The organism is Streptococcus sp. HMSC064H09 (genome assembly GCF_001812625.1).
Lineage (GTDB): Bacteria > Bacillota > Bacilli > Lactobacillales > Streptococcaceae > Streptococcus.
This window is the reverse complement of sequence record NZ_KV809582.1, coordinates 166,849-183,853: the sequence shown is the minus strand read 5'-3', so window position 1 is coordinate 183,853 and position 17,005 is coordinate 166,849. Positions and strand designations below refer to the sequence as shown.

Below are 17,005 nucleotides of genomic sequence, written 5' to 3'. Positions count from 1 at the left end.
AAGTCCGTGTTCCAATCTGGTCAGATAAGAATGGTCAAGACGATCTCACTTGGTATCATGCTGATAAACAGTCAGATGGTAGCTACAAGGTTCATGTAGATAAAGCCAGCCACAAGGGCGATGCTGGTACCTATTCTGTGCATCTTTACTACATGTTGGATGGTAAGCGAACTTATATTAGCGAAACTACAGCCACAGTCCCTGAAACTCAAGTAACAGGAAAATTGACGATTACCAACCAAACCTCTAATGGCTTTGATGTAGTCGTTACCAATGTTTCAGGTGGTGGCAAAGAAGTTAAAGAAGCCCGTGTTCCAATCTGGTCAGATAAGAATGGCCAAGACGACCTTACATGGTATCATGCCGACAAACAATCAGACGGTAGCTACAAGGTTCATGTAGATACAGCCAGCCATAAGAGTGATGCTGGTACCTATTCTGTGCATCTTTACTACATGTTGGATGGTAAGCGAACTTATATTACCGAAACTACAGCTACAGTACCTGGATCTCAAGTAACAGGAAAATTGACGATTACCAACCAAACCTCTAATGGCTTTGATGTAGTCGTTACCAATGTTTCAGGTGGTGGCAAAGAAGTTAAAGAAGCCCGTGTTCCAATCTGGTCAGATAAGAATGGCCAAGACGATCTCGCTTGGTATCATGCTGACAAACAGTCAGACGGTAGCTATAAGGTTCATGTAGATACAGCTAGCCATAAGGGTGATGCGGGTACTTATTCTGTGCATCTTTACTATATGTTGGATGGTAAGAGAACCTATATCACAGAAACTAAAGCTACAGTCCCTCAAATCACTGAAACTCAAGTGACAGGGAAATTGACCAATAACGGTTCTTACTACAGTGTTCGTGGTAAATACGATGATATTATCATTGTCAATAAGAAGCATGGTCTTTCTAAGGACTACAATCCAGGTGAAAATCCTACAGCTAAGGCAGCTTTTGTTCGCCTTCGTGATGATATGATTAATCAAGGGTTGAATGTTGGACGTTCATACAGTGGTTTCCGTTCTTACGATTATCAAAAGACTCTTTACGATAACTACGTAAGCCGTGATGGTCAAGCAGCTGCGGACCGTTACTCAGCTCGTCCTGGGTTCAGCGAACACCAAACTGGTTTGGTCTTTGACTTGACTGATAAATCAGGTAACTTGCTTGAAGATTCACGAGCTAGTCAATGGCTTAAAGACAATGCACATAACTATGGCTTTATCGTGCGTTTCCAAGCAGGTAAAGAAGCTTCAACCGGCTACATGCCAGAAGCATGGCACATCCGCTATGTGGGTAAAGAAGCTAAAGACATCCACGATTCAGGATTGAGCTTGGAAGAGTACTTTGGTATCGAAGGTGGCGATTATGCTACTAGCAGCAAACCTGCTGAAAGCAAACCAGCCACTACAGGTGCCATCAACCTTCCAGCGACAGGAACTTATACCTTCACAGGTCGTGCGTCAATCAAGGCAGAAGCTAAGGTTTCAAGCCCAGAGTTGGCCTACTATGACAAGGGCATGAGTGTTAACTATGACAAAGTTTTGACAGCCGATGGTCATCAATGGCTTTCATACATGACAGCAAGCGGTGCCCGTCGTTACGTTGATATTGCAACAGTTAAAGCTACAGAAACTAAACCAGAAGTTAAACCGGTTGCTAAACCAGCGGACCAACCAAGTCTCCCAGAGTCAGGCACTTATACCTTCACAAGTCGTGCGTCAATCAAGGCAGAAGCTAAAGTTTCAAGCCCAGAATTAGCCTACTATGACAAGGGTATGAGCGTTAACTACGATAAGGTTCTCACAGCCGATGGCCGTCAATGGCTTTCATACATGACAACAAGTGGTGCTCGTCGTTACGTTGACATTGCAGCAGCCAAGGCAGAGTCTAAGCCAGCAAGTCAACCAGAAGTTAAACCGGTTGCTAAACCAGCGGATAAACCAAGTCTGCCAGAATCAGGCACTTATACCTTCACAGGTCGTGCGTCAATTAAGGCAGAAGCTAAGGTTTCAAGCCCAGAGTTGGCCTACTATGATAAGGGTATGAGCGTTAACTACGACAAGGTTTTGACAGCCGATGGTCGTCAATGGCTTTCATACGTGACAACAAGTGGTGCTCGTCGTTATGTTGATATTGCAGCAGCCAAGGCGGAAGCTAAACCAGAAACAAAACCCGTTGCTAAGCCAGCCGATAAACCAAGTCTCCCAGAATCAGGCCGTTATACCTTCACAGGTCGTGCGTCAATTAAGGCAGAAGCCAAGGTTTCAAGCCCAGAGTTGGCTTACTATGATAAGGGTATGAGCGTTAACTACGATAAGGTTTTGACAGCGGACGGTCACACATGGCTTTCATACATGACAGTGAGCGGTGCTCGTCGTTACGTTGATATTGCTTAGTGTAATAATGATTAGGTTGGACATTATGTCCAGCCTTTTTTGATAGCCTTTCTTTATCATGAGATTGAATTTTTCAATTTTTGTGACGTCTTTTGGAGTGCTATAATGGTTAATATAGAATCGAGGTTATTATGAAAATCGCGTTGGTACAGATGGATGTCGTTCACGGACAACCTGTGGAAAATAAAAAACACGTCATAGAGATGCTGGAAAGGGCGCTTGATCACAATCCTGATGTTATTGTGCTTCCTGAAATGTGGAATACAGGCTATGCTTTAAATGAACTTGATGGGCTTGCGGATAAGGATGGATTGGACTCTCAAGAACTCTTGTCTCATTTTGCTAGGAAATATGCTGTAGCTATTATTGGAGGGTCCGTTGCTATTGAGAAAGATGGTAAATTCTACAACACGACCTATGTCTACAATAAGTCTGGGGACTTAATCAATACCTATAGCAAGGCCCATCTCTTTGGCCTTATGGCAGAGGACCAGTACATGTCTGCTGGGTCGAATGAGTCTGTTTTTGAGCTTGATGGTGTGATAGCTGCCAGTGTCATTTGTTATGATATCCGTTTTCCTGAATGGGTGCGAACACAGATGGCACAAGGCGCCAAGGTACTTTTTGTGGTAGCGCAGTGGCCGGAACCTCGAGTGCAGCAATGGGAGATTTTGTTAAAGGCGCGTGCGGTTGAAAATCAAGCTTTTGTAGTTGCTGTCAATCGTGTTGGAGCAGGACCGAACGATATCTTTTCAGGACATTCTATGGTTATAGATCCACTTGGAAATGTGGTCTTACAAACCAAGGAGAATGAGGAGGGCGTTTTTACAGCTGATATTAATCTTGAAGAGGTAGATAAGGTTCGAGGTCAGATTCCTGTTTTTGAGGATCGTCGCACGGACTTGTATCATTAAGGAGTGTTTATGTTATTTGAAGAATCTGACTTATTGAAGGCATTGCCAGAACAGTTTTTTGCAGGTTTGGTTGCTAAAGTTAATGCAAAGGTGGCGGAAGGAGCAGATGTTATCAATCTCGGTCAGGGCAATCCTGACCAACCGACCTATGACCATATTGTTGAGGCGCTTTGTACCTCAGCGAAAAATCCTGCTAGCCATAAGTATTCACAGTTTCGAGGCAATCGTCCTTTTAAGGAAGCTGCTGCTAGTTTTTACAAGAAACAGTATGGGGTCGATTTGGATGCGGAGCGTGAGATTTGTGTCATGGGAGGTGCTAAAATTGGGCTTGTGGAATTGCCCCTAGCTTTGATGAATCCAGGTGACCTCCTGCTCCTACCTGACCCAGGATATCCTGATTATTTATCAGGAGTGAGTCTAGGACGTGTAGCCTATGAGACCTTTCCTTTGACGGCTGAAAATGATTTCTTGCCAGATTTGGATGCCATTCCTGAAGAGACAGCTCGGCATGCTAAGTTTATCTATATCAATTATCCAAATAATCCTACGGGTGCTGTGGCGACTAAGGCCTTTTATGAAAAGTTGGTTGCCTGGGCTAAGACCTACGAAGTTGGTGTGGTGAGTGATTTGGCTTACGGAGCTTTGGGCTATCGAGGCTATGAGAATCCTAGCTTCTTATCAACACCTGGTGCTAAAGATGTGGGAATTGAGTTCTATACTTTCTCGAAAACCTTCAATATGGCTGGTTGGCGTTTGGCCTTTGCTGCTGGGAATGACCAGATGATTGAAGCCTTAAATCTGATTCAAGACCATCTTTTTGTGGGAATCTTTCCTGCCTTGCAGGAGGCTGGGATTGCAGCCCTCTTAGATCCTAAATCTGAGGAGGCTGTTGCTCAACTGAATGCGACTTATGATAGCCGTCGAGATGCTTTTGTCCAGGCAGCTGCTAAGATTGGCTGGAAGGCCTTTCCATCCAAAGGTTCTTTCTATGCTTGGATGCCTGTACCAGAGGGTTACACTAGTGAGAGTTTTGCGGATCTTTTGCTTGAGAAGGCCCATGTTGCTGTGGCACCAGGTAAAGGATTTGGTCCTGCAGGAGATGCTTATGTTCGTATTGGGCTTTTGGTAGAGCCAGAACGTCTGGTCGAAGCAGTCAATCGTATTGCCAACTTGCAATTATTTAATAACTAGATAACAATCATGAAACAAGTAGTTGAAAAAGACTGCTTGTTTTTTTCATGTTAATTTCAATTCTTCCTTGACAAATGAATAAAAATACAATAAACTAGTTACATATTTATTCAAAAGGAGTGCATAAATGAAAATTTCAATCGTTGGTATCACTGGTTATAGTGGTTTAGAGTTAGTTAAAATTTTGAATAATCATAAAAAAGTGGAACTTGTTTCTATTCACGCAACCAAAGAAGTGGGCCGACGATTGTCTGATGTGTATCCCTATCTGACAGGTGTTTGTGACTTAGAAATTGAAGCTTACAATGCGGAAAAGATTATGCAAAAGGCGGATTTGGTTTTCTTTGCCACACCTTCAGGAGTCGCTAGTTCGCTAGCAGAGGAATTTGTTCTGGCTGATTTTCCTATTATTGATTTGTCTGGCGATCATCGCTTGCCAGCAGATGTTTATCAAGAATGGTATAAAAAATCACCTGCTAAGCAGAGTGTTTTGAATAAATTTACATACGCATTGTCAGAATATGCAGATGTGAAGGATAAGAAATTTATTGCCAATCCTGGATGCTATGCGACAGCGACAGAGTTAGCCTTGATTCCTTTGGTGGCAGTTAGTTTGATTGAGACGGAGAGTGTCATTGTGGATGCTAAGTCTGGTTTAACTGGTGCGGGTAAGGCTTTGAGTGAGTCTAGTCATTTTGTCAATGTTCACGATAATTACGTGACTTATAAACTCAATCATCATCAGCATATTCCTGAGATTGTTCAAACCTTGCAGGTCTTTAATCCGGAAATGCCTGAGATTCAGTTTTCAACGTCGCTTTTACCCGTTAATCGTGGAATCATGGCTACGGTTTATTGTAAGTTAAAGAAGGACGTGACTGTAGCTGATGTAGCTTCAGCATTCACAAAGGCTTATAGTGATAAACCCTTTGTACGTGTGCAAGACAGTTTGCCAGAACTACACAACGTTATTGGATCGAATTTTACAGATATTGGCTTTGCCTATAATGAGAAAACCAATGTTCTGACAGTTATTTCGGTCATTGATAATTTGCTCAAGGGTGCTGCTGGTCAAGCGGTTCAAAATCTCAACCTCATGCAGGGGTGGGATGAGACGGAAGGTTTGCTTCTGACACCGTCATACTTGTAGATGTAAGCATAGAGTTAGGAGAAAAAATATGAAAGTCATTGAAGGAACAATTGCCAGCCCGTTGGGATTCTCAGCAGATGGGCTACATGCAGGATTTAAAAAGAGAAAAATGGATTTTGGTTGGATTGTCTCTGAAAAACCAGCCAGTGTCGCAGGGGTTTACACGACTAATAAGGTGATTGCAGCTCCTCTGATTGTGACCAAGACCTCAGTTAAAAAGGCTGGGAAAATGAAGGCCATCGTTGTTAACTCAGGTGTAGCCAATTCTTGTACAGGGACTCAAGGATTGGAGGATGCTTACACCATGCAGGAGTGGACCGCTGAAAAGTTAGGTGTTGAACCAGATTTGGTTGGTGTGGCTTCTACAGGGGTTATCGGTGAGTTGCTACCAATGGATACCTTGAAAAATGGCCTTTCCAAGTTGGTGGTTAATGGTAATGCTGATGATTTTGCTAAGGCAATTTTGACGACTGATACGGCGACTAAGACTATTGCTGTGACGGAGACCTTTGGACGTGATGTGGTCACTATGGCTGGTGTCGCTAAGGGCTCAGGCATGATTCACCCTAATATGGCAACCATGCTTGGGTTTATTACTTGTGATGCCAATATTTCTAGTGACACCCTTCAATTGGCCTTGAGTCAAAATGTGGAAAAAACCTTTAATCAGATTACAGTTGACGGGGATACTTCGACCAATGATATGGTTCTTGTCATGTCAAATGGTTGCACGCTCAATGAAGAGATTCTGCCAGGTACACCAGAGTTTGATAAGTTTTCAAAAATGCTTAATTTCGTGATGCAAGAATTGGCTAAGAAAATTGCCAAGGACGGTGAAGGTGCCAATAAACTCATCCAAGTTGATGTGGTTAATGCCCCTAATGCCCTTGATGCACGTATGATGGCAAAATCTGTTGTCGGTTCAAGCTTAGTTAAAACAGCTATCTTTGGTGAAGATCCTAACTGGGGACGTATTCTAGCTGCTGTTGGCTATGCCGGTGTGGACGTTCCTGTGGACAATGTTGATATTATGCTTGGCGGTCTGCCAGTCATGCTAGCATCTAGTCCTGTGACCTTTGATGATGAGGAAATGAAAGACATCATGCATGAGGATGAAGTGACCATTACGGTAGATCTTCATGCTGGACATGAAAAAGGAACCGCTTGGGGTTGTGATCTTTCTTACGATTACGTTAAGATTAATGCCCTCTATCACACTTAGACTATCTAAGGAAAAGGAGTTAACTGATGACTGCTGAATATATTGTAATCAAGATTGGTGGAGTAGCCAGTAAACAGCTAACTCCCGAGATATTGGCTAAACTGTCAGAATGGCAGCAGGCTGGTCAGAAAGTTGTTATCGTCCATGGGGGTGGTTTTGCTATCAACCAACTCATGGAGGAACATGACATCCCAATTCATAAGGTTAATGGTCTTCGTGTGACTGGTCAGTCAGATATGGCCTTGATTAAAGAAGCCTTGGTTGACATAGTTGGGAAAAACTTAGCAGGTGAGCTGACAACTGCAGGTTTGCCAGCCTATCAGCTTGTTGATGAATTGCCAGACCTTGTTCATGCTGATTTCTTAGATCAAGAGACCTATGGCTTTGTGGGTGAAGTCAAAAACATCACCAATCAGACCTTAGTGAAACTCCTATCTCAAGGCAAGATTCCCTTGATTCCTAGCTTGGGCTATAGTGAGCAGGGAGATTTGCTCAATATCAATGCGGATTACCTTGCTAGAGCTATGTCAATTAGTCTAGGTGCCAAAAAACTTATCCTTATGACAGATGTCAAGGGTGTTTTAGAGAATGGACAAGTTTTGGAGCATCTGAATCTTGTGGACGTTCAGAAAAAAATAGATTCAGGTGTGATTACTGGGGGCATGATTCCTAAAATTCAAAGTGCTGTTCAGACGGTTGAATCTGGTGTTGAGCAGGTCATTATTGGTGATAACCTGACAGATGGTACCATAATCAAGGAGTAAACGATGACAAAATTATTTTCAAATTATAAACGGGCAGCGATTGATTTCGCTTCGGCTCAGGGCAATTATTTGACAGATACAACTGGCAAGACCTACTTGGATTTTTCATCAGGTATCGGGGTAACCAATCTGGGCTATCATCCCCATGTCAATCAGGCTTTGACAGAGCAGGTGGGCAAGATTTTGCATCAGCCTAATCTCTATCACAATCAGTTGCAAGAAGATGTTGCTGACCTTTTAATTGGTGATAAGGACTATCTGGCCTTTTTCTGTAATAGTGGTGCAGAGGCCAATGAGGCAGCCATCAAAATTGCCCGTAAGGCTTCAGGTAAACAAGAAATCATTACCTTCCAAAATTCCTTCCATGGTCGAACGTTTGGATCCATGTCTGCCACTGGTCAGGATAAAATCAAACAAGGTTTTGGTGAAGGTGTGCCCCACTTTAGCTATGCTATTTTCAATGACATAGACAGTGTCAAGGCCCTAGCTAGTGACGAAACAGCGGCTATTATGTTGGAGTTGGTTCAAGGGGAATCAGGTGTTCAACCTGCTGATAAGGACTTTGTTAAGGCTTTGGCTGACTTTTGTAAGGAGATGGGTATTTATCTTATTGTAGATGAGGTTCAGACAGGACTTGGTCGTACTGGTAAGCTTTATGCTTATGAGCACTACGATATTGAACCAGATATCTTTACTCTGGCAAAAGGTTTGGCAAATGGGGTGCCAGTTGGTGCCATGCTTGCTAAGTCATCTCTTGGAGAAGCCTTCTCTTACGGAAGTCACGGCTCTACCTTTGGAGGAAATAAACTGGCTATGGCGGCGGCCAAAGCTACGCTTGAAGTTATGTTGGTCCCAGGTTTTCTAGATACTGCCCTTGAAAATGGAAACCAGCTACAAGCAAAATTGCAGGCAGCTTTATCTGATAAAGAGACGGTTACCACTGTACGTGGCTTGGGCTATATGATTGGGATTGAGACTACTGGCAATTTAGGAGAATTGGTCCAGTCGGCTCGAGATAAGGGGTTAATTGTCTTAACTGCAGGGACAAACGTGATTCGTCTTTTGCCACCAATCACCCTAAGTGATGCTGAAATTGAAAAGGGTGTGGCTATCCTATCAGAAATATTTGACTAGAACATAAAAATCACTTGATTCTTGAATCAAGTGATTTCTTTTACTCATTGTCAGTATCAATCTCGCTGAGAAGTCCTTTAGCTGTTGTTGTTGGCAGAATACGGACACGATTAAGTAAGAGAAGACCATCCTTGGCACTGGCTAGCCCTTCGTTGGTTGTTAGTCCTAACTTGTAAGTTTTCTTAGCTAGGTCAAGTGTCGTTTGATTGTAGCGACCTGATGGGTAGGCAATGGTATTGACCTTGGTATTGAGTTTATTTTCAAGGAAGTCAATAGAATCCGTTAATTCAACCTTTTGTGTCGCCTTATCAGTGGTTGACAAATCGGGGTGGTTAACCGTATGAGACTGGAAGCTCATACCGTGAGCCATCATTTCTTTCATCTGTTTGACGGTAAGATTTCCAGCGTTCCCTTTCTTGACAAAGCCAGTGATAATATTATTGGTTGCCTTAGCCTTGTATTTTTTGAGAATAGGGTAGGCGATAGTATAGAAATCTTCGTTACCATCATCAAAGGTCAGCCAGACAACCTTCTTAGCAGGTAGGGCGTTTTCAGTGAAGGCTTTGTAGGCTTCTTCAGGCGTTAGGAAGTAGTATCCTGCCTTTGACAAAGCCTTGATTTGTGCCTCGAAGAGGTCTGGGTCAATGATAAGGTTGGCGTTGGAGGCTTCAGATGGATCCATGACGTGTACCGCATGATACATTAGGATAGGGATTTGGACAGGTTCGTCATAGGTTTTCCATTTAGCTGTCGTCTTAGACTGACTGGTCTGAGCCTGTTGTTGCTTGCTTTTCGACTGATTTGGTCGGTTAAGCATAAAGACTGCTAGTAAGCCAAGAAGGACAATATTTAGGAAAAGCAGAAGAAGGTTCAGTTTCTTTCTGTTAGCTTGAGTTGTTTTTTTCTTTTGAGAAGTCATTGTATCCCCTTTCAAATAGGTCTAGTTATTATTCTAACAAAAATGGGATGGAAATGCACAGAATTTTCAGTAAAAAGAATACTTGCCTCCTTAAATGGCAACAATATTCTGTCAATTCCGATAGAAATGTGGTACAATTAAAAAAATGTATGTTTTTAAGGAGAAATCGTAAATGTCTATTAAAATTGGATTGCTTGGCTTTGGTACAGTAGCTAGCGGTATTCCTTTCCTCTTGAAGGAAAATGGTGAAAAGGTTCTTGCAGCCTCACGTGACCAACTCGAAATTGCCAAAGTTTTGGTTAAAGATGACGAGGAAAAAAATCGTCTTATCGCTGCCGGAAACGACTACAATTTTGTCACAAATGTTGACGAAATCCTTAACGATGAAGAGATTCAAATCGTTGTTGAATTGATGGGTCGTATCGAGCCAGCTCGTACCTTCATCACAAAAGCACTTGAAGCAGGTAAAAACGTTGTTTCTGCCAATAAAGACTTGATTGCTACTCATGGAAAAGAGTTGATTTCTCTTGCCCAAGATAAGGGAGTGGCTTTCTACTATGAAGCTGCTGTTGCTGGTGGTATTCCGATTTTGCGTACTTTGGCTAACTCTTTGACGTCTGACAAGGTGACACGTATCCTTGGTGTACTCAACGGAACATCTAACTTTATGATGACTAAGATGGTTGACGAAGGTTGGTCATATGAGGACGCTCTTAAGACTGCCCAAGAACTTGGTTATGCCGAAAGTGATCCAACTAACGACGTTGAAGGTATTGACGCTGCTTATAAAGCTGTTATCCTTAGCCAATTTGGATTTGGTGCCACAATTGATTTCGACGATGTGACTCACAAGGGGATTACAAACATCTCTACTGATGATGTAGCTGTTGCTCAAGAATTGGGTTATGTTATCAAATTGGTTGGTGATGTGCGTGAAGTAGAATCAGGTATCTCAGCAGAAGTGTCCCCAACATTCTTGCCAAAAAATCACCCACTTGCTAGCGTTAACGATGTCATGAATGCAGTCTTTGTTGAATCTATCGGTATTGGCGAATCAATGTACTACGGTCCAGGTGCTGGTCAAAAACCAACAGCAACATCTGTTTTGGCAGATATTATCCGTATTGCTCGTCGTCTTTCAGATGGCAATGTTGGTAAACCATTTAACGAGTTCCGTCGTGACTTGCCATTGGCTAATCCAGCAGATGTTAAGAGCAACTACTACTTTGCCCTTGATACGCCAGACGAAAAAGGTAAAATCCTTCACTTGTCTGAAATCTTCAACTCAGAAGATATTTCATTTGAACAAGTCTTGCAACAAAAAGCAAATGGCACAACAGCTCGTATCGTTGTGATTACACATGCTATGTCTAAGACACAACTCAAAGCTGTTACTGAAAAACTTGAAGCAGCAGAAGACTTCACTGTTGTCAACACATTGAAAGTTTTGTCTAACTAATTGATAAGCCCATACTGGTGCGTATAAGAAAGGTATTCAAGGAGAAAAGTCGCTGATGGCTTTCCTCCTTTTGGTGTATTATTATGAAAATTACTGTTCCAGCAACATCTGCCAATATTGGTCCAGGTTTTGATTCTGTGGGTGTTGCCGTTTCTAAATATTTGACAATCGAGGTGCTTGAACCAGCCGATGCATGGCATATTGAACATGATTTGGGAGATATTCCTTCAGATGAAAATAACCTCCTCATTTCAACTGCCTTGCAAGTTAAGTCTGATTTGCAGCCCCATAAATTGGTGATGGCATCAGATATTCCCTTAGCGCGTGGGCTAGGTTCTTCAAGTTCTGTTATTGTCGCAGGAATCGAGTTGGCCAATCAATTGGCAGACTTGCAGCTCTCAGACGATGATAAACTTGATATTGCAACCAAGATTGAAGGTCATCCGGACAATGTTGCCCCAGCTATTTTTGGGAATCTCGTTGTAGCCTCTTATGTGGATGAACAAGTTAATAGCATCGTGACAGACTTTCCAGAGTGTGCCTTTGTAGCCTTCATTCCGAGCTATGAACTTAAGACGTCTGATTCACGTGGGGTACTTCCAAGTGACCTGTCTTACAAAGAAGCTGTAGCTGCATCATCTATTGCAAACGTTGCCATTGCTGCCCTCTTTGCAGGCGATTTGGTTAAGGCGGGACATGCTATTCAAGGGGATATGTTCCACGAACGCTACCGTCAAAAATTGGTTAAAGAATTTGCGACTATTAAGGAATTGTCAGGTCAATACAGTGCTTATGCGACCTATCTTTCAGGCGCTGGCCCAACAGTTATGACCTTGACGCCAAATGATCAGGCTGAAGCTCTTAAAACGGCTATCGATGGTCTTGGTTTAGATGGTGAAACCTTCATCCTGTCTGTGGATAAAGCAGGTGTTGTGGTTGACTAGAAAAAATCAAGGGCTACTCTTTGGTCTAGCCACCTATATTCAATGGGGATTTTTATCCCTTTTTTGGAAGCTTTTAGCAGGTGTTTCGGCTTACAACACCTTCTCGTGGCGGATTGTTTTTACAGTGGTGACTATGCTGACTTACGCCCTAGTCGCTAAGCAAAATACACGTTTCAAAAAGGAGCTTGTAGAACTTTGGCAAGATAAGAAAGCCTTGCTTCGTATGCTACTTGCTAGTTTTCTCATAGCAGCTAACTGGTTGATTTATATCTATGCTGTGGGTCATGGTCAAGCGACGCAGGCTAGCCTGGGCTATTACATTATGCCTATTGTTTCTATCCTGTTTGCCCTCATTTTTCTTCGTGAATCATTGAGTAGGACCATGTGGGCAGCAGTAGTATTGGCCTTTATAGGAGTACTGGTTCTTGTTGCCAATACAGGAAAACTTCCCATGGTTTCATTGGGGTTAGCTCTGAGCTTTGGTTTCTATGGTCTAATCAAAAAAGGGGTTAGACTCTCCAGTGACGTAGCCATGCTAGTAGAAAGCGGCTTGCTACTACCTTTTGTAGCTATCTATCTCGTTTTCTTTTCTCCAGAATCATTTTCTTCCTATTCGAGCATGGAAATGTTTCTCCTAGCCATATCCGGTGTGGTGACGGCTGTTCCATTGCTTTGCTTCTCAGAAGCAGTCAAAAGGGCACCGCTTAACCTTATTGGTTTCATCCAGTATCTTAATCCTACGATTCAACTTCTCGTAGCCATCCTCATTTTTGGTGAGACGGTCAGCTTTGGAGAGTTGAAAGGCTTCCTCTTTATCTGGATGGCCATACTAGTCTTTGTAACTGGCCAAATAGTAACATTTCGTAGAAGTTCCTGATAGCTATCGGGAACTTTTTATGATGTTGTCCTAAAAATGAGCCAAGTTTATCTGACAATTTTAGAACTTTAAGATATAATAGTAGTATTAGATTAAAATAGCGGAGAATTTTATGCGAAAAATGAAAAAGCTAGCGGGCTATCTGCTTCTGCTCGCTATCCCAGTTGCCATCGCTGCAGGCCTGTTTATCTTTAACGGTTCAGGTTATCGCTTGTCAGAACAAGATGCGGCAGACATTGCTTACAAAAATGCAGGTGTCAAAACTTCTGAGATTTCTCAATCAACAGTTTCGAAAGCACGTTCTGGGCTTCACGGAAGTTATGAGATTAGTTTCACAACGTCAGACAACCATTTTGAGTATACAATTGATGGTCAGTCAGGATCTATTTTGAAACATAAGAGTGACCATCCAACAACTAAGGATGAGGATGACGCTCAAAAAGGTGAAGAACCTAAAGACGAGACTCAACCTAGTGAAAGCAAGGAAGAGACAGCTGTATCAAAAGAGACTGCGCAAACAACAGCTCTTAACCATGCTGGCCTAGCTGAAGGTTCTGTGACAAACTTGAAAACGGAATTGAAGACTGAAGGAGATGGTAAGGTCTACAATATCAGCTTTGACTATGCTGCTAGCGGTCTACGTTATAAATACGCAGTAAATGCTGATTCGGGAGCTATCGTAGCCTATACGACTGAGTATCTCACAGGGGCTGCGACTCCTGCTCAGTAGGTCGCAGATAGAGTGAAGGCCCTCTTTATTATTAAGGAAAATTCTTGCAATTTCTCTGAAATGGTGTAAACTAAAAGTGAAAACGGTAACAGTAGCTGTAGATCTTGCCGTAGAATCAAGGAGGCTTTGACCATGAAAGAATTCCAAGCATTTAAAGACACGCTTAGCAATAAGGCTCTCAAAGCCATTTACGAAGAAAGTAAATTGGAAGTCCAAGACGAAACAACTGAAGGTACAGAAGCCTTCTCACTAGCCTTGGCAACCCAAATGGCTATCAATCTACTCGAAAGCTATGAAAAATGGCTAAAAGAAGAAAGAGCTAAGGAAGAAAAATAAGATGAAATCCTTGTCGAAAGACAGGGATTTTTCTTGTGAGGACACATTTTTCTATCTTCCTTTCACACGATAAGTTTGGAGTTTAGAAGTTCTCCTTTAAGCTTCATGATCACATTATTAGTCCAATCGAGATTTGATACCTTTTGGGTTTCTTATCTCAACGTCTCCTTACAATTTCATTTGTCTTGGTCTTAAAATTGTGATAAAATAAGACCATTCAGAGGTGCTTTGAAGCCCATTTGTCACAGGAAGCGGTGGTACTGAGAAATCCGCACAAATGTCAAAGCTGGTTGCTGATGGTCAAATTGAATCAAGAAAGCTGTGAGTGGTTACCACTCAAAACTGGGTGGTACCGCGGATACATATTCGTCCCTGTCATGGTTATGGCAGGGATTTTTTATAGCTTTTAAAGAACCAAGACCGAAGGTCGCAGGTGAATTTAGAGATATTGATGCAGACGGAGCGAAAGCGAGGTCTACGTTCCTATCAAGGGAGGGTGACGTGAAGCAATCTTTTAAGACCAGTAAATTGTACTATGGTTTTCCCATTTTTATCTTGGGTTACCAGGACCAGACCTATGGCTATAATGTGACGACTTGTAGTTCTTCTTATAGTCTAGGAGATTGGCTCGTTATAGGGGTCGGTAGTGAGGAAAATGCGGCAGACCAGATTAAACATTATCAGAAGTTCACAGTGAATATTCCTGATGAAAGTTTTATGCTGGAGATGGAGCAGGCTGGATTTATTAGTCATCGTGAGAAGATTGCTAAACTCGGCATAGATTTTCAACCTTCTGATTTGACACAAGCACCTATCCTGAATGCCTGTCCAGTCGTTCTGGATTGTGAGGTCGACAGAATTATTGAGGAAGATGGCATCTGCCATATCTTTGCTAAGATCCTAGACCGCCTTGCGGAATCTGATTTGTTAGATGACAAGGGACACTTCCGTAATGATTCTTTTGCACCGACTTACTTTATGGGAGATGGTCATAAACGTGTCTATCGCTATCTAGATAATCGTGTCGACCCCATGGGAAGCTTTATCAAGAAAGCGAGGAAGAGGGATGAAAAGAGCTGAGTTGCCAGAACGAATCGAAACGGAGCGACTCATCTTACGAAATCGTACATTGGCGGATGCAGAGGCAATCTTTGACTTTGCCAGTCGTCCAGAAGTCTCCTACCCAGCAGGTTTTCCACCCGTCAAGACCTTGGAAGACGAAATCTATTACCTAGAGCATATCCTTCCTGAGCGCAATCAAAAGGACGACCTCCCAGCTGGTTACGGCATTGTGGTCAAAGGGACGGATACGGTCATCGGTTCTGTTGATTTCAACCATCGCCACGAAGATGATGTGTTGGAGATTGGCTATATCTTGCACCCAGACTATTGGGGTCGAGGTTATGTGCCAGAAGCAGCGCGAGCCTTGATTGACCTAGGCTTTCAAGAATTGGGGCTTCACAAGATTGAACTGATTTGCTTTGGCTACAATGTTCAAAGTCAACGAGTTGCAGAGAAGCTTGGTTTCACTCTCGAAGCTCGTATAAGAGACCGTAAAGATGCCCAGGGCAAACGCTGTGACAGTCTGATATATGGCTTGCTGAGAAGTGAGTGGGAGGAGAAATAATGAATATAATAAAAAAAATACTTTCATACGTCATAGCTTTAGTTCCAATCTTATTATTTTCTTTATCATTTTTACTATCTATTGGTTATTTAATATCTTTAGTTCCAAATAATTATTTACCTATATCTCCTATTTGGATATTAGAAGGTTTTATAGGAATCTTAATATTATGGTATGGCATCAGTTTAAACAGATTACCAATAAATTTAGCTAAAAGAGTTTATTGGTTTGTGTTCATACTATTAATCAGTGCAACTGATATATTATTTCGATGTTTTAAGAACTTACTTATTATTTTTGCTGTTTTTCAATTATTCTTACCAATAATCTATATTTTATTGTTTGAAAGTAAGTTTAAAGGAGTTAAAGAATATATTCAGAAAAGTAGAAATACTTTTTGTGTTTTGAATCTCTTTGATTCTTCTTTTATTGGATTATATTTCCTTTTAAAATTCATTGGTCAAACGTGGGGAAAGAACATAGATAATTTTCTTGAGAAGTTAAATGTTCCTCAGGATGTTGTCGAACCTATTCTTATAGTTTTATTATTAATAATACTATTTTTTCTTATCCCCTTTTTCAGAGGATATTTGGCTGTTAGGAATTATAAAAAACAAAACAGTATATCTATTCCATCTGAAAATGTATTTTGGAATATAAATATTAAAACCTACTTTATATCTTTTGTATCTATTTGTCTATATACTTCAACTTTGTTTCAAGCTGGAAAATATTCGTTTATTACAGTTTTAATTACTTTTTTGATACTTATGTCTTTTACCGTATTTTTCTGGACTTATGTCATTGAGGATATTGACAGAGGCGGTGAAGATAAAGAAGTAGTGAAATCAAATTGGTTACTTTGGGGTTTATTATCGACCTTTTTGGTTCTTTTAGATCAGATTGAAAGTGATTTGATTGGTATTTTAACATGGTTTTTACCTATGTTATTACCTGTTTTTATAGGGGAAATTAATAACATAATACCCGGAGGTCATTCAAAATCTCCTACTCCTGCTATGAAGAAACATCTTTATTGGCTGCAAATAATGAGTTTTAATACATTATTCGTGTTCAATATAGTTTCCTCCATATCAACGAAACAATTAGTAAAAGATAATCAAATAGAACAAGTTAATACTTTCAAAGTCTTTCTTGTTTCTTTAATTGGTAAAGAGTCATCTTCAAATTTCACATTAGGTATTTTGGTTTCAGCTATTATTTTGCTAATTTCAATGGTTATTGCTTATGGACTCAGTAGATTAATGGTATATTTAATACGGAGATTTTATATAGAGACTTCAAATAGATATTTTAATTAGATTATTTA

At 41.4% G+C, this 17,005-nt stretch carries 16 protein-coding genes; 15 read left to right on the top strand and 1 reads right to left on the bottom strand.

The annotated features are described in order from the left end of the window. The 7 genes from ldcB to HMPREF2867_RS06310 form a co-directional block, all read left to right on the top strand. A partial coding sequence (ldcB, locus tag HMPREF2867_RS06340) for an LD-carboxypeptidase LdcB/DacB (RefSeq protein WP_176744100.1) occupies window positions 1-2,408 on the top strand: 2,408 nt, incomplete at its 5' end. Window positions 2,409-2,539: 131 nt separating this feature from the next. Further along, complete coding sequence (locus tag HMPREF2867_RS06335; protein ID WP_070576506.1) at window positions 2,540-3,322, top strand: carbon-nitrogen family hydrolase; 783 nt, start codon at window positions 2,540-2,542, stop codon at window positions 3,320-3,322. A 9-nt stretch (window positions 3,323-3,331) separates the two neighbouring features. Further along, a complete protein-coding gene (locus tag HMPREF2867_RS06330) occupies window positions 3,332-4,513 on the top strand; it encodes a pyridoxal phosphate-dependent aminotransferase (protein ID WP_070576504.1) in 1,182 nt (393 codons plus the stop codon). A gap of 127 nt (window positions 4,514-4,640) precedes the next feature. Next, window positions 4,641-5,663: an N-acetyl-gamma-glutamyl-phosphate reductase gene (gene argC, locus HMPREF2867_RS06325; RefSeq protein ID WP_070576501.1), complete on the top strand. Its 1,023-nt coding sequence runs from the start codon at window positions 4,641-4,643 to the stop codon at window positions 5,661-5,663. A 28-nt stretch (window positions 5,664-5,691) separates the two neighbouring features. Next, complete coding sequence (gene argJ / locus HMPREF2867_RS06320) at window positions 5,692-6,885, top strand: bifunctional glutamate N-acetyltransferase/amino-acid acetyltransferase ArgJ (protein ID WP_070576498.1); 1,194 nt, start codon at window positions 5,692-5,694, stop codon at window positions 6,883-6,885. A 26-nt stretch (window positions 6,886-6,911) separates the two neighbouring features. Then, on the top strand, window positions 6,912-7,649 hold the full coding sequence (argB, locus tag HMPREF2867_RS06315) for an acetylglutamate kinase (protein ID WP_070576495.1): 738 nt from the start codon (window positions 6,912-6,914) through the stop codon (window positions 7,647-7,649). Window positions 7,650-7,652: 3 nt separating this feature from the next. Then, complete coding sequence (locus tag HMPREF2867_RS06310; protein WP_070576492.1) at window positions 7,653-8,783, top strand: acetylornithine transaminase; 1,131 nt, start codon at window positions 7,653-7,655, stop codon at window positions 8,781-8,783. Between the two features lie 40 nt (window positions 8,784-8,823). On the opposite strand, the gene HMPREF2867_RS06305 is transcribed toward HMPREF2867_RS06310, so the two are convergent. Beyond that, window positions 8,824-9,702: a polysaccharide deacetylase family protein gene (locus HMPREF2867_RS06305; protein WP_070576490.1), complete on the bottom strand. Its 879-nt coding sequence runs from the start codon at window positions 9,700-9,702 to the stop codon at window positions 8,824-8,826. A gap of 172 nt (window positions 9,703-9,874) precedes the next feature. On the opposite strand from HMPREF2867_RS06305, the gene HMPREF2867_RS06300 reads away from it, so the two are divergent. The 8 genes from HMPREF2867_RS06300 to HMPREF2867_RS06265 all read left to right on the top strand — a co-directional run bounded on the left by HMPREF2867_RS06300 (window position 9,875) and on the right by HMPREF2867_RS06265 (window position 16,997). Continuing rightward, complete coding sequence (locus HMPREF2867_RS06300) at window positions 9,875-11,161, top strand: homoserine dehydrogenase (protein WP_002890168.1); 1,287 nt, start codon at window positions 9,875-9,877, stop codon at window positions 11,159-11,161. 83 nt (window positions 11,162-11,244) lie between these two features. Then, a complete protein-coding gene (gene thrB / locus HMPREF2867_RS06295) occupies window positions 11,245-12,105 on the top strand; it encodes a homoserine kinase (protein WP_070576487.1) in 861 nt (286 codons plus the stop codon). Beyond that, window positions 12,098-12,982: an EamA family transporter RarD gene (rarD, locus tag HMPREF2867_RS06290; protein WP_037604151.1), complete on the top strand. Its 885-nt coding sequence runs from the start codon at window positions 12,098-12,100 to the stop codon at window positions 12,980-12,982. Before thrB ends, rarD begins: the two co-directional genes overlap by 8 nt. 112 nt (window positions 12,983-13,094) lie before the next feature. Beyond that, entirely contained in the window at window positions 13,095-13,712 is a 618-nt protein-coding gene (locus tag HMPREF2867_RS06285; protein WP_070576484.1) for a PepSY domain-containing protein, read from the top strand. A gap of 132 nt (window positions 13,713-13,844) precedes the next feature. Continuing rightward, window positions 13,845-14,048 (top strand): hypothetical protein, encoded by a 204-nt coding sequence (locus HMPREF2867_RS06280; RefSeq protein WP_002886082.1) that lies wholly within the window; start codon window positions 13,845-13,847, stop codon window positions 14,046-14,048. A gap of 501 nt (window positions 14,049-14,549) precedes the next feature. Beyond that, window positions 14,550-15,128, top strand: a complete 579-nt coding sequence (locus HMPREF2867_RS06275) for a flavin reductase family protein (RefSeq protein ID WP_070576480.1) — start codon at window positions 14,550-14,552, stop codon at window positions 15,126-15,128. Continuing rightward, window positions 15,115-15,675 (top strand): GNAT family N-acetyltransferase, encoded by a 561-nt coding sequence (locus HMPREF2867_RS06270; protein ID WP_070576478.1) that lies wholly within the window; start codon window positions 15,115-15,117, stop codon window positions 15,673-15,675. The genes HMPREF2867_RS06275 and HMPREF2867_RS06270 overlap by 14 nt, the downstream gene beginning before the upstream one ends. Continuing rightward, on the top strand, window positions 15,675-16,997 hold the full coding sequence (locus tag HMPREF2867_RS06265; protein WP_083306756.1) for an ABC transporter permease: 1,323 nt from the start codon (window positions 15,675-15,677) through the stop codon (window positions 16,995-16,997). Before HMPREF2867_RS06270 ends, HMPREF2867_RS06265 begins: the two co-directional genes overlap by 1 nt. Window positions 16,998-17,005: the final 8 nt, after the last annotated feature.

Bases quoted from the DNA above. Each gene is read 5' to 3' on its own strand.
- HMPREF2867_RS06330 (WP_070576504.1), top strand. From the start codon at position 3,332: ATGTTATTTGAAGAATCTGACTTATTGAAGGCATTGCCAGAACAGTTT.
- argB (WP_070576495.1), top strand. From the start codon at position 6,912: ATGACTGCTGAATATATTGTAATCAAGATTGGTGGAGTAGCCAGTAAA.
- HMPREF2867_RS06305 (WP_070576490.1), bottom strand. From the start codon at position 9,702: ATGACTTCTCAAAAGAAAAAAACAACTCAAGCTAACAGAAAGAAACTG.
- HMPREF2867_RS06265 (WP_083306756.1), top strand. From the start codon at position 15,675: ATGAATATAATAAAAAAAATACTTTCATACGTCATAGCTTTAGTTCCA.
- HMPREF2867_RS06310 (WP_070576492.1), top strand. From the start codon at position 7,653: ATGACAAAATTATTTTCAAATTATAAACGGGCAGCGATTGATTTCGCT.
- argJ (WP_070576498.1), top strand. From the start codon at position 5,692: ATGAAAGTCATTGAAGGAACAATTGCCAGCCCGTTGGGATTCTCAGCA.
- HMPREF2867_RS06270 (WP_070576478.1), top strand. From the start codon at position 15,115: ATGAAAAGAGCTGAGTTGCCAGAACGAATCGAAACGGAGCGACTCATC.
- HMPREF2867_RS06280 (WP_002886082.1), top strand. From the start codon at position 13,845: ATGAAAGAATTCCAAGCATTTAAAGACACGCTTAGCAATAAGGCTCTC.
- argC (WP_070576501.1), top strand. From the start codon at position 4,641: ATGAAAATTTCAATCGTTGGTATCACTGGTTATAGTGGTTTAGAGTTA.
- HMPREF2867_RS06285 (WP_070576484.1), top strand. From the start codon at position 13,095: ATGCGAAAAATGAAAAAGCTAGCGGGCTATCTGCTTCTGCTCGCTATC.
- HMPREF2867_RS06335 (WP_070576506.1), top strand. From the start codon at position 2,540: ATGAAAATCGCGTTGGTACAGATGGATGTCGTTCACGGACAACCTGTG.
- thrB (WP_070576487.1), top strand. From the start codon at position 11,245: ATGAAAATTACTGTTCCAGCAACATCTGCCAATATTGGTCCAGGTTTT.
- HMPREF2867_RS06300 (WP_002890168.1), top strand. From the start codon at position 9,875: ATGTCTATTAAAATTGGATTGCTTGGCTTTGGTACAGTAGCTAGCGGT.